The 13221-nt window shown below is 63.8% G+C and carries 9 protein-coding genes; 7 read left to right on the forward strand and 2 right to left on the reverse strand.

What is annotated here, in order from left to right; translation table 11 throughout:
- The first annotated feature begins 208 nt into the window (after positions 1–208).
- From L8F97_RS02590 to L8F97_RS22820, 6 genes are read left to right on the forward strand one after another with little or no spacing between them, the layout of a single operon-like run.
- The gene (locus L8F97_RS02590) at positions 209–1324 is read left to right on the forward strand and encodes an NAD-dependent epimerase/dehydratase family protein (RefSeq protein WP_242146429.1); all 1116 of its coding nucleotides are present in this window, start codon (positions 209–211) and stop codon (positions 1322–1324) included.
- A complete protein-coding gene (locus tag L8F97_RS02595; RefSeq protein WP_242146430.1) occupies positions 1321–2373 on the forward strand; it encodes an SDR family NAD(P)-dependent oxidoreductase in 1053 nt (350 codons plus the stop codon). The genes L8F97_RS02590 and L8F97_RS02595 overlap by 4 nt, the downstream gene beginning before the upstream one ends.
- Positions 2370–3470, forward strand: a complete 1101-nt coding sequence (locus tag L8F97_RS02600; RefSeq protein ID WP_242146431.1) for a glycosyltransferase family 4 protein — start codon at positions 2370–2372, stop codon at positions 3468–3470. Before L8F97_RS02595 ends, L8F97_RS02600 begins: the two co-directional genes overlap by 4 nt.
- Positions 3467–4573: a glycosyltransferase gene (locus L8F97_RS02605; protein WP_242146432.1), complete on the forward strand. Its 1107-nt coding sequence runs from the start codon at positions 3467–3469 to the stop codon at positions 4571–4573. The genes L8F97_RS02600 and L8F97_RS02605 overlap by 4 nt, the downstream gene beginning before the upstream one ends.
- Positions 4570–5658: a glycosyltransferase gene (locus L8F97_RS02610; protein ID WP_242146433.1), complete on the forward strand. Its 1089-nt coding sequence runs from the start codon at positions 4570–4572 to the stop codon at positions 5656–5658. Before L8F97_RS02605 ends, L8F97_RS02610 begins: the two co-directional genes overlap by 4 nt.
- Positions 5655–7736 (forward strand): bifunctional glycosyltransferase/UDP-glucuronate decarboxylase, encoded by a 2082-nt coding sequence (locus L8F97_RS22820; RefSeq protein ID WP_313931886.1) that lies wholly within the window; start codon positions 5655–5657, stop codon positions 7734–7736. Before L8F97_RS02610 ends, L8F97_RS22820 begins: the two co-directional genes overlap by 4 nt.
- Positions 7737–8111: 375 nt before the next feature.
- Here L8F97_RS22820 and L8F97_RS02625 read toward each other — a convergent pair whose 3' ends face one another.
- Positions 8112–8303, reverse strand: coding sequence for a hypothetical protein (locus L8F97_RS02625; protein ID WP_242146434.1), 192 nt, complete (start codon positions 8301–8303; stop codon positions 8112–8114).
- A gap of 219 nt (positions 8304–8522) precedes the next feature.
- Between L8F97_RS02625 and L8F97_RS02630 the strand changes: the two genes are divergently transcribed.
- Positions 8523–10682: a catalase gene (locus L8F97_RS02630; RefSeq protein ID WP_409928993.1), complete on the forward strand. Its 2160-nt coding sequence runs from the start codon at positions 8523–8525 to the stop codon at positions 10680–10682.
- A 121-nt stretch (positions 10683–10803) separates the two neighbouring features.
- Here the strand turns inward: L8F97_RS02630 and L8F97_RS02635 are convergent, their stop codons facing one another.
- Positions 10804–13080, reverse strand: a complete 2277-nt coding sequence (locus L8F97_RS02635; RefSeq protein ID WP_242146435.1) for an FdhF/YdeP family oxidoreductase — start codon at positions 13078–13080, stop codon at positions 10804–10806.
- Positions 13081–13221: the final 141 nt, after the last annotated feature.

The following is a 13221-nucleotide window of genomic DNA, read 5'->3' on the forward strand; positions in this document are numbered from 1 at the left end:
CTAAGTTCCTCATTCGTGTTGTATTTGTGGCAGAAAGATGGAACTTAGAAGAAGAAGAAGCATTATCGTTGTCGTATCGAAACACCTGCGTCTTTGGAGAGCAGCATATGCATGGCAAATCGGATCGAGACCAATATCCTGCTTTGTTGATCTCGATCAATTCTGCCCCTGCTGACGTTTCTGATGTGATTGCCGATGGAGTCCCCGCATGAGCGAGACTGTTCTTGTTACCGGCGGGGCCGGGTTCATTGGTCGCTTTGTTTGCGATGAGCTGCTACGGCGCGGTAACACGGTGCGCGTACTTGATGCATTGATTCCACAGGTTCATGGCGACGGCGGTCGTCCCGAGCAACTCGCCGAAGACGTCGAGCTGATCCACGCCGATGTGCGTGATGGCGACGCGGTGGCGCGTGCGCTGAGCGGCGTCGATAGCGTAATTCATCTCGCCGCCGAAGTCGGCGTCGGTCAGTCGATGTACGAGGTCGAACGCTATACCAGCGTCAACGATGTCGGCACCGCCGTACTGTTCGAGCGGCTGATCGACAATCCCGTGCGCCGCGTTGTCACCGCCTCCTCCATGTCGATCTACGGCGAAGGCCTGTATCGCGATGCGGACGGTGCGATCGTAGAGAATGCCGAGCGCGGCATCGTCCGGGACGGGCAGGCGAACTGGGAGCCGGTCGATGCGCAGGGCCGACCGCTCACGCCCATGGCGACGCCCGAGTGGAAACGCCCCAGCCTCGCCTCGATCTACGCACTCAACAAATATGTGCAGGAGCGTACCACCCACATCATGGGCGCGCCTTACGGGATCGAGAGCGTGTGCCTGCGGTTGTTCAACGTCTACGGACCCGGTCAGGCGCTGTCGAACCCGTACACCGGGGTGCTGGCGATCTTCGCGGCGCGGCTGCTTAACGGCCAGCGCCCGATGATCTTTGAGGATGGCGAGCAGCGTCGCGATTTCGTCCACGTCACCGACGTGGCGCGCGCTTTTGCCGACGCGCTGGTCGATGGTAAGGCGGTCGGCAAGACCTTCAACATCGGCTCGGGCAACGATCGTTCGGTGACGCAAGTGGCCGAGGCGCTGGCGCGCGCGATGGGCAAGAACGATACCGCGCCCGAGATCGTCGGCAAGGCACGGATCGGCGATATCCGCCACTGTTTCTGCGACACCACCCTGGCGGCCGAGGCGCTCGGCTTCACCGCCCAGCAGGACTTCATCGAAGGTCTCGCCGAACTTGCCGAATGGGTTGGCAGGCAAACGGCGCAAGATAACGTCGCGCACGCTCGCGCCGAACTCGAAAAGCGCGGGTTGGTGGCATGAACGACGCGCCGATCCTCGTCACCGGTGGCGCGGGCTTCATCGGATCGAACCTCGCCGACGCGCTTGCCGCTGACGGCCACGCCGTGTTGCTGTACGATGCGCTCAGCCGCCCCGGCGTCGAGCGTAATGCGGCGTGGTTGCAGGAGCGGCATGGCGACCGCGTGACGCTCATCAAGGCTGACATCCGAGACGACGCCGAATTGCGGCGGGCGGTGGCGGAAGCGCAAGCCGTGTTCCACTTTGCCGCGCAGGTCGCGGTAACCACCAGCCTCGACGATCCGCGTGACGATTTCGAGATCAATCTGCTCGGCACGTTCAACCTGCTCGAAGCCGTAAGGGCGAAGCGCGACGCGACGCCGGTGATCTTCGCCTCGACCAACAAGGTCTATGGTGACCTGCTAGACCTCGACTTCGCGCTGGGTGCGGGCGGCTATGCGCCGACCGAGCCACGCATCCGCGATCATGGTATCGGCGAGGATCGCCCGCTTGATTTTCATACACCTTATGGCGTGTCGAAGGGCGCTGCCGACCAGTACATGCTAGACTATGCGCGCAGCTATGGCGTGCCCGCAACGGTGTTGCGGATGAGCTGCATCTACGGCCAGCGCCAGATGGGCACCGAAGATCAGGGCTGGGTCGCGCACTTCCTGATCCGCGCGCTGAAGGGCGAAGCGATCACCTTGTACGGCGACGGCCATCAGGTGCGCGACATTTGCGATGTGTCGGATGCGATCGCGGCATATCTCGCCGCGTGGCGTGCGATCGAGCGGGTGCAAGGCCGCGCCTTCAATCTCGGCGGGGGGACCGCAAACGCGGTGAGCCTGCGCGTGCTGCTCGATTACATCGGCACGCTGATCGGTCGCGAGCCGGACGTGAGCTTCTCCGACTGGCGTGCGGGCGACCAGCGTTATTTCGTTGCCGACACGCGGTTGCTCGACACGACGCTTGGCCTGGCGCAGCGGGTCGGCTGGCGCGACGGCGTGGCCAAGCTCGCCAAGTGGCTAACCGAGCAGCATGCGCCCTCACCGGCCCTGGAACGCGTTTCATGAAGCCATTGCGGTTGCTGATGACCGCGGACGCGATCGGGGGCGTCTGGCAATATGCGACCGACCTTGCCGGGGCGCTCGCGCCGCTCGGGGTGGACACGGTGATCGCGCTGCTCGGGCCCGCGCCGAGTGCCGATCAACGCAGAGCGGCGGATGCGACACCCGGCGTGACGTTGGTCGACACCGGGCTGCCGGTCGACTGGTTGTGCGAAGATGCAGTACCCGTGCGGGCGGCAGGCGCCGCGATCGCCGATCTGGCGCGGGAACACGCGGTCGATCTGATCCAATATAATATGCCCACGCTTGCTGCCGCACCGGCGGGACTACCAACGATCGCGGTCACGCATGGCTGCGTTTCGACGTGGTGGGCGGCTGCCAAGCGATCTCAACTCGACCAATCTTACCTTTGGCACCGCTCCCTCATGCTGGAGGGTCTGCGCGCCGTGGATCGCGTCGTCGCGCCGACACGCGCCTATGGCGAGAGCGTCGCCGCACTTTACGGACTGCCGCTTGCGCCTGTCGCGGTTCACAACGGCCGTACCGCGCCGGCCGAAATCAAGCCGGGTCCGCTCAGCGATGAGGCGATTACGGTCGGGCGGATGTGGGACAGCGTGAAGAACGCATCGTTGCTCGATCGCGTCGCCGCGCGGCTGGCCGTGCCGTTCTATGCGGCGGGCGCCCTGGTCGGTCCACTCAATGAGCGGGTCACGCTCAACCATCTTCAAACGCTGGGCGAAATCGATGACGATGCGGTGCGGCAGCGGCTTGCCCGCCGGCCAGTGTTCGTTTCCGCCGCCAGTTTCGAGCCGTTCGGCCTGGCGGTGTTGGAGGCCGCACAAGCGGGATGTGCGTTGGTGCTCTCCGACATCGCAACGTTCCGCGAATTGTGGGACGGCGCAGCTGTATTCGTCTCGGGCGATGACGCACAGACGTGGACCGCGGCGGTCGAGGCATTGATCGCTGACCCAGTACGCCGGCACACGCTCGGCGAGGCAGCGCGCGTGCGTGCGGCGCGCTACACGCCGGCGGCGGCCGCGCGGGCGATGGCAACGCACTATCGCGCGTTGCTCTCCGGAGACGTCACGAGGGTTGCGGCATGAAAATCACGTACTTCACGCACAGCCTCACGTCATGCTGGAACCACGGCAACGCCCATTTCCTGCGCGGTGTACTGAGCGAATTAATCGCGCGCGGACATGACGTCACCGTGTGGGAGCCGGAAGGCGCATGGAGCCTCGCCAATCTGCTTGGCGATCATGGCGAGGATGGTCTTGCCGCCTACCGGGCTGCTTATCCCGACCTCGCGTCACGCTCCTATAGTGCGGAGATGGAGGCGGCGGCGATGACCGAAGGCGCCGATCTCGTGTTGATGCACGAATGGAACGAACCAGCGCTGGTCAAAGCCGTGGGTGACCTGCGCAAACATGGTGCAGGTTTCACCCTGTTGTTCCACGACACGCACCACCGCGCGGTGAGCGCGCCGGAGGAGATGCGCGCATATGACCTGTCCGGTTATGACGGCGTGCTGGCGTTCGGCGAGACGCTTGCCGAGGTCTATCGCGGCTGGGGTTGGCAGGGCCGCGTATGGACGTGGCACGAAGCCGCCGACACGCGCCGCTTCCATCCACCCCTGACCGAAGGCGAGCGCAGCGGCCTCGTCTGGATCGGCAACTGGGGGGACGGAGAGCGCACCGATGAGCTCGAACGGTTCCTGTTCGCGCCCGCCGCTGCCGCTGGCCTGCCGCTCGACATCTATGGCGTGCGCTACCCGACGGAAGCGCGTGCGATGCTGGCGCGGCACGGCGCAGCTTATCATGGCTGGGCACCCAATGCCGGCGCTCCGGCGATCTTCGCGCGGGCGCTCGCCACCGTGCACGTGCCACGCCGCTATTACGCGACGATTTTGCCCGGCATTCCGACGATCCGCGTGTTCGAGGCGCTCGCGTGCGGCATCCCGCTGGTGTCGGCGCCTTGGGACGATGCCGAGCACCTGTTCCGGCCCGGCACCGACTATCTCGTCGCAGCAGACGGCGCCGAGATGACCCGCCACCTAACCACGCTTCGCGACGATGCGGCGTTGCGCGAGAGCCTCGTCGCGCATGGTCTGGAAACGATCCGTGCTCGCCACACCTGCGCGCACCGCGTCGACGAACTGCTCGCGATCGCCGCATCGCTCGGCGTTACCCAGAAAGAACTCGCATGAAGATCGCCTTTTACGGATCCAGCTTGCTGTCCTCCTACTGGAACGGCGCGGCGACTTACTATCGCGGCGTGCTGAAGGCGCTGGCGAGCCATGGCTACGACATCACCTTCTACGAACCCGACGCGTTCGAGCGGCAGCAGCACCGCGACATCGACCCGCCAGAGTGGGTACGATCGGTCGTATATCCCGCCACGGACGAGGGCCTGCGCAGCGTGTTGGCCGAGGCGGGTGACGCGGACATCGTCGTCAAGGCGAACGGAGTCGGCGTGTATGATGCCGAACTGCTCGACGGCATCATCGCGCGGGCGCGGCCGGATGCGCTCAAGATCTTCTGGGACGTCGATGCCGCCGCCACACTCGATGAGATGCGGGCTGACCTGTCGCATCCAGTCCGCCGCGCCCTGCCCGATATCGATCTGGTGCTGACCTATGGCGGCGGTCCGCCCGTGATCCAAGCCTATCGGGGCTTCGGCGCGGCAGCGTGCGAGCCGATCTACAACGCGCTTGACCCCGAGACGCACTTTCCGGTCGAGCCCGATCCGCGTTTTGCGAGCGATCTCGCCTTCCTCGGCAATCGTCTGCCCGACCGAGAGGCGCGCGTGGAGGAGTTCTTCCTCAAGGCCGCCGCCGCCCTGCCCGACCGCGCGTTCCTGATCGGCGGTAACGGCTGGGACAGCAAGCACATGCCCGGCAACGTGCGCCATCTTGGCCACGTCTACACGCATCAGCACAACGCGTTCAACTGCACGCCGCGCGCAGTGTTGAACGTCGCGCGCGACAGCATGGCGGAGGTCGGCTTCTCGCCCGCGACGCGCGTGTTCGAGGCAGCCGGCGCCGCTGCCTGTCTCATCACCGATGCGTGGGAGGGAATCGAGCAGTTCCTCATACCCGACAAGGAAGTGCTGGTCGCTAGGGACGGGCAGGACGTCGCCGATCATCTCGCCGCGCTCACGCCCGAGCGGGCGAAGGAGATCGGCCAGGCGGCACTCGCCCGCGTGCTGGCGGAACACACCTATGCATTGCGCGGTGCGCAGGTCGACGCGCTGTTTCGCACACAGCGCGCGAACACGACGGTGGCGGCATGAAGCTCGTCGTTCTCGGCCTCAGCCTCGGCTCATCTTGGGGCAACGGTCACGCTACCACGTTTCGCGCGCTGCTGAAGGCGTTCGCGGCGCGCGGGCATGACGTGCTGTTTCTCGAACGGGAAGTGCCGTGGTACGCCGGTGCGCACCGTGATCTGCCCAACCCGTATTTTTGCCGCCTCGAATATTATGCCGACCTGCCCGCGTTGGAGGAATGGCGCGCGGAGATCGCGGAGGCCGATGCGGTCATCGTCGGCTCTTACGTGCCGGACGGCGTCGCGGTCGCGCGGTTCGTCCAGAATCATGCCCGTAGATGCGCGTTCTACGACATCGATACGCCTGTCACCCTGGCCAAGCTGGCGCGTGGGGACTTCGAGTATCTCTCACCAGACGTCATCCCGGGCTACGACGTGTACCTGTCGTTCACCGGCGGGCCGACGCTCGACCGCCTCGAAAGCGACTACGGCGCACAGGCGGCACGCGCGTTATACTGCTCGGTTGACCCGGATAAGTACTACCAGACCGATGTGGCGAAGCGGTGGGACCTGTCGTACCTCGGCACCTACAGCCCCGATCGCCAGCCGACGCTCGAGCGGCTGCTGCTGGCGGTTGCCCGCGCTTGCCCGGACCGGCGTTTTGCCGTGGCGGGCCCGCAATATCCCGCGGATATCGACTGGCCAGCCAACGTCGAGCGGATCGACCACCTGCCGCCCGCAGACCATGCCGCCTTCTACTCGGCGTCGCGCTTCACCCTGAACGTGACGCGCGCCGACATGATCGCGTCGGGCTGGTCGCCGTCGGTGCGGCTGTTCGAGGCAGGCGCGTGCGGTACGCCGATCATCTCGGACCGGTGGGAGGGAATCGATACGCTGTTCATGCCCGGCCACGAGATCCTGCTCGCCGATACGACCGAGGACGTGATCGCCGCGATCGCGCGCGATGCCGATGCGCTCGGCGCTGCCGCGCGGAGCCGCGTACTGGCGCGCCACACGGCAGCGCACCGCGCCGCGGAACTCGAAACCTACCTAAACGCGGTCGCGTCACGCCGAGCGGACGCAAACAGGAGACAGGCCATGCCACCCCAGATCACCCTCGTTGCAGGCGGGGCCGGGTTCATCGGCTCACATCTGTGCGCCGCCCTTCTCGCGCGCGGCGAAACCGTGGTGTGCCTAGACAACCTGCAGACGTCGCGGGAATCAAACCTGCGCGCGCTGATCGATCATCCGCGTTTCGAGTTCGTCGAAGGGGATATCGTCAATCCGCTGCCCGCCAGCATCACCGCGGGCGCCGCCCGGATCAAGCGCATCTACAACCTCGCCTGCGCGGCCTCGCCGCCGCAGTATCAGCTTGATCCCGAACATACGATGTTGACCAACGTCACGGGCACCAACCACCTGTTGCGGCTGGCGGAGACAGCAGGTGCTCGGTTCCTGCTTACATCCACCAGCGAGGTCTATGGCGATCCCGAGATGCACCCGCAGCGCGAGGATTACCGTGGCTTCGTAAGCTGCACCGGCCCGCGCGCCTGCTATGACGAGGGCAAACGCGCTGCCGAGGCGATGACCTTCGATTTCCAGCGCATGCAACGTGCAGAGGTGCGCGTCGCCCGCATCTTCAATACTTATGGACCGCAGATGCACCCGGATGACGGACGGGTCGTGTCCAATCTAATCTGTCAGGCGCTGTCGGGCACCAATATCACCATCTACGGCGATGGCTCGCAGACGCGCAGCTTCTGCTATGTGTCGGATCTGGTCGACGGGCTGATGCGACTGATGGAAAGCGACATCAACGGGCTGGAGCCGATCAACCTCGGCAATCCGAACGAACTGACCATCAACGATCTGTTGGACCGGGTGATCGCGATGACGGGAACGGAGGCCACGGTGACACGCCTGCCGCTGCCGATCGACGACCCCCGCCGGCGCAAGCCCGACATCGGCCGTGCCAAGGCACTGCTTGGTTGGGAACCACGCGTCGATCTCGCTACCGGGCTGGAACGCACCTGTGCGTGGTTTGCGGAGGAAATCGGTTCGGCAGGTATCTCGCCGAAAACGCCGGTATTGGCGGCCGCCGAGTAAATCCGCACGAACTTACGACCAAGCGCGCGTCGCAGCACTCTTGGTCGTCAGACGGCAGACGGACGACAGATAATCCGTGTCGTTTGAGGAAAACTGTACGGTGAGAGCCCTGCCCGAGCGTTCTCGTCGACCACGGTGTCGATCAGGGCTCGGAGAGAACGTTACTGGTTTGGCGGTCGTCAACGTAGATTCCGGCACCTCCGCTGCATCAGGCACCGCGCGCACCCGTACGAGAGGGTGAGCCAACGCAAAAAAATGGCGCCGAGCAAAAACCTCGGCGCCCTAAACGTCTAACGGGTCGATCACGGTGATCAGCAACAATGCAGCATGGCCGGCTGCCGGGGTCACTTTTCGAACACATTCCCCAGCGCTACGTCATTCTTCTTCGTCGACCGTGAGTTCCTCCTCCTCGTCGGCGTTCAACTGCGTGTCGATTTCCTCGGCGATGAGATCGAGTTGATCATATGTGAGGAGAAACTCGGTTTCGTCGCCATCGTCGGAATGCAACGTCAGCAGGTAATGCCCTTCGCTCTGCGCGAGGGTAAAGCTCTTGAGCGTATCAGCCACGTCGTCCTCCTAGGTCTTGCCCGGCAACATCGCTTCAGCCGCCGGTCGGTTCCGCGTCGTGAACACCGCGCTCGGGCAATCGCGCAAACGAACACCAACAATCGTATTGATCGAAATTAATCATGGTTTTCCAGAGCAACTTGATCCCCCGTTGGTGGTTGAGTGCGTGACCGGTGCTGCCCCCCTGCGCCCGGCCGATCAGCATACCGGGAGTTTCGGATGGCCAAGACCACACGCGCGAAAGCATCGACCACCACCAAGGATGCGAAGGCGGGCACACCGACCGCAGAGATCTCGATGAGCTTTGCGGAGCCGGTCGGTAATGGCGGCGAGACGCACCAGATCGCTGGTGGCGATGTTGCGGTGATGACCACTGCACAGGGCATCCCGGTCGCCGACGACCAGAACAGCCTCAAGCAGGGTGCGCGCGGCGCGACCTTGCTGTCGGACTTTCATTTTCGCGAGAAGATGTTCCACTTCGATCACGAGCGGATCCCGGAGCGCGTCGTCCACGCGCGCGGCTATGGTGCGCACGGCTATTTTGAGCTGACCGACAGCCTTGCCGATGTCACCCGTGCGGATCTGTTCCAGCGTGTCGGAGAGAAGACCGAGGCGTTCGTGCGCTTCTCGACGGTCGCCGGCTCGAAGGGATCTGCCGATCTGGCGCGTGACGTACGTGGCTTTGCGGTGAAGCTCTACACGCAGGAAGGCAATTGGGATCTCGTCGGCAACAACATCCCAGTGTTCTTCATCCAGGATGCGATCAAGTTCCCCGATCTGATCCATGCCGCCAAACCGGAGCCGGACCGCGCCTTCCCGCAGGCGCAGACCGCGCACGACAACTTCTGGGACTTCATCAGCCTCAGCCCCGAAAGCATGCACATGATCATGTGGATCATGTCCGATCGCACCATACCGCGCTCGTTCCGCTTCATGGAGGGCTTTGGCGTCCACACGTTCCGACTGGTCGATGCCGAGGGCAAGTCGACCTACGTCAAGTTCCACTGGAAGCCGAAGATGGGCCTTCAGTCGGTCGTCTGGAACGAGGCGGTCAAGGTCAATGGCGCCGATCCCGACTTCCACCGCCGCGACCTGTGGAATGCGATCGAGAGCGGTGACTTCCCCGAGTGGGAGCTCGGCGTTCAGTTGTTCGATCAGGAATTCGCCGACAGCTTCGACTTCGACGTGCTTGACGCAACCAAGCTCATCCCGGAAGAGCAGGTACCGGTTCGTATCGTCGGTCGGCTCGTGCTCGACCGGTTGGTCGATAATTTCTTCGCCGAGACCGAGCAGGTCGCGTTCTGCACACAGAATGTGGTGCCGGGAATCGACTTCACCAACGATCCCCTGCTTCAGGGGCGTAACTTCTCCTATCTCGACACGCAGTTGAAGCGGCTCGGTTCGCCAAACTTCACGCACCTGCCGATCAATGCGCCGCGGTGCCCGTTCGCGCATTTCCAGCAGGACGGTCACATGGCCATGCGCAATCCGGTTGGCCGCGCCAATTACGAGCCGAACAGCTGGGGCGCACAAGGCGGCCCGCGCGAAGATCCGAAGCGTGGTTACGTCAGTTTCCCTGAACCCCCGCAGGGTGACGCGCTGCGTGTTCGACCGGAGAGCTTTGCCGATCATTACAGCCAGGCTCGGCAGTTCTACATGAGCCAGACGGCGATCGAACAGAAGCATATGGGCGATGCGCTGGTGTTCGAACTTTCCAAGGTGGAGCGCCCGGACATTCGGTCGCGCATGGTGTCGCACCTCCTCAACATCGATGCCGATCTTGCGAAGACCGTCGCGAACGGTCTCGCCCTGCCGTTGCCCGAGGCCGCCAAGGCCGCAAAGCCGACGATCATGGATCTGGCTCCATCCGACAAGCTCAGCATCCAGAAGAACGGACCGCAAAGTTTCGCGGGCCGCAAGCTTGGCTTGCTGGTCACGGACGGCGCGGATGCGGCGCTGGTCAATGCGGTGATCGACACGTTTGCGGCGGCGGAAGCCATGGTCGAGATCGTGGCTCCGAAGGTGGGCGGCGCGACCTTGTCCGACGGCACGCTGCTCGTCGCCAAGCAGAAGATCGATGGCGGGCCGTCCGTGTTGTACGATGCGGTCGCCGTGATTGCATCCGACGCAGGCGCCAAGCTGCTGGCAATGGACGCTGCGGCAAAGGATTTCCTGACGGACGCCTTCGCGCACTGCAAGTTCATCGGCCTGTCGGAGGAAACCGCACCGCTGGTGGAGAAGGCAGGCCTTGCGACCGATCTCGACGATGGATGTCTGCCACTCAAGACCAAGGCGGATGCCAAGGCGTTCCTGAGCGCGCTTGCGCCGCTGCGGTATTGGCCGCGCGAAGCGCAGGTCGATCTCGACGCGGTAGCGTAATCGACAGCAGCGCGCGGCCCGATGGTCGCGCGCTGCCCTGCCCCCTCAACGGCGTAAGAAGAAAGGCGGGATCACTCAGGTGATCCCGCCTTTCGCTTTTCCGTCGCTGCGCGGATCCGGCCTAGGCGACGATACGCACCGGCACCCCCTTGCTGGCCGGCGTCTTCGATTCTTCATCATGATACCATAACGGCACCAGTGGGTTCATCTCGGGATAGTAACCACCGATGCACCCGCGCGGCAGCAGGAACGGCGTTACCGTCAGCCCGCCGACATGCCGGTCGACATTGTCCTCCGCATCCGAGGCGAGTCCGACCACCTGCCCGACCGTCAACCCGGCCGCCGCAATGTCTTCCGGGTTCATCAGCAGCACATCGCGCGTGCCTTCGATACCGCGCAGCCGGTCCGAATAGCCGTAGATGGTCGTGTTAAACTGGTCGTTCGACCGCATTGTCATCAACCGGTAGCGGCCCGGCGCATCGCCGACACCCATCGCCGACAAGGATGTCGCCACGGTAAAGTTCGCCTTCCCGCTCTCTGTCTTCCACACCCGCTCGCGCGCGGAGTTACCGCGGTAAAAGCCACCCGGCGTGAACACCCGCTTGTTGAAGTCGTGGAACTGCTCAGGGTAGGTTGCTTCGATCAAGTCACGGATCAAGTCGTAATTGCCGACCCACTCGTCCCAGCGCACCTTGGGGTTTTCCGGCAGTGTGGCCTTTGCCAGCCCAGCGACGATCGCAGGCTCTGACAGCAGATCCTTGCTGGCCGGCGTGTTCTTGCCGAACGAGCCGTGGATGCAGGACAGCGAGTCCTCCATCGTCACCTTCTGCGCGCCGCTCGCCTGCCTGTCCTCCTCCGAGCGGCCAAGGCACGGCAGCAGATACGTCACTTCGCCGTGGACGAGGTGGCTGCGGTTCAGCTTGGTGGCGATCTGTACGGTCAGCCGCAACCGCGACCATGCGTCCTCCATCTTCTCACGCTCGGGAATCGCGCGGATAAAATTGCCGCCGAGGCCAATGAACGCACGGACTTCGCCAGAGATGATGTTCTCGCATGCCTTGACGGTGTTCATCCCCTCCTCTCGCGGCGGCTCGAACCCGAATTGCTCGGCAAGTTTGTCGAGCGGCACCAATTCGGGCTTTTCGGAGATGCCGACGGTGCGCTGGCCCTGAACGTTGGAGTGGCCACGCACCGGTGAAATGCCGGCACCTTCGCGTCCGATATTGCCCTTGAGCAGCCAAAGGTTGGTCAGCGTGGCGAGATTGTGGAAGCCATGGACATGCTGGGTCAGTCCCATGCCGTACATGCAGATCGATCGCTTCGCCTGGGCGTAAATCTCCGCCGCCGCCTCGATGTCGGCGCGCGCGAGACCGCTTTCGCGCTCGATCTCGTCCCAGCTTGTCGCGTCGGCCTGCGCCTTCATCTCGTCGAAGCCGGCGGTGTGCTGCGCAATAAAGTCCACGTCCAGAACGTGCAGCTGCTCCTCCGCCCACGTCTTCTCCTCGGCGGCGAGAACGTATTTGATGAGGCCTATGATCGCGGCGATGTCACCGCCGGTCTTCACCTGGAGGTACAACGTCGAAATCTGCGTCGCCTTGGGGGTGAGCATTTCGAGCGGGCTCTGCGGGTTCTTGAACGACTCCAGCCCCTTTTCCCGCACCGGATTGAAGGTGACGATCTTGCACCCCCGCTTCACCGCTTCCTGCAAGGGGTGCAGCAGGCGCGGCGAATTGGTGCCCGGGTTCTGCCCGAAGAAAAAGATCGCGTCGCACGTCTCGAAATCATCAAGCACGCAGGTGCCCACCGGAGAACCTATCACCTTCTTGAGCGCAACCGAGGTGGTTTCGTGACACATGTTCGAACTGTCGGGCAGGTTATTGTGGCCGTACAGCCGCGCGAACAGAGCATAGAGGTAACTGGTTTCAAGGCTGGCGCGACCGGAGGCGTAGAAGACCGCCGACCCCGGATCGAGCGCCTTCAGCTCCGCTCCGATCGCGCTGAATGCCTCGTCCCAGCCGCAGGGAACATACTTGTCCGTCGCCGCATCGTAGCGCATCGGGTGGGTCAGCCGACCCTGCTGTTCTAGGTCGTAATCCTTCCACGTGCGCAGTTCCGTCAGCGTGTGCCTGCCGAAGAAATCTGGCGTGCAGCGCAAGCTGGTGAGTTCCCACAGGGTCGCCTTGGCGCCGTTCTCGCAGAACTCAAAAGCGTGCGGCTTGGCAGGCTTCCCCCATGCGCACGACACGCACATGAAGCCGCCAGCCTTGTTCTGCCGCCGCAGCGTATCGAGCGCGCCGGGCGAGGTGCGCTCGCGCAGAGCCGTCTCGACGATTCCGCGAACAGAACCCCAGCCGCCTTCGGAGCCCTCGTAATGGACGGTGTCCTTCTCAGCAGTCATCGTCGTCTCCTCTGGCAGAGAGTGTACCCCGGATCCTCGCTAGGCCACGCTAATCCATGATGGGTCAACACTGAGCAGCGACGCACCGGTCGCAAGGAGATGTCGTTTCGTGGCAAATGCCGATCGGCACACCACTGCGGA

The organism is Sphingomonas sp. BAUL-RG-20F-R05-02 (genome assembly GCF_022662305.1).
Lineage (GTDB): Bacteria > Pseudomonadota > Alphaproteobacteria > Sphingomonadales > Sphingomonadaceae > Sphingomonas.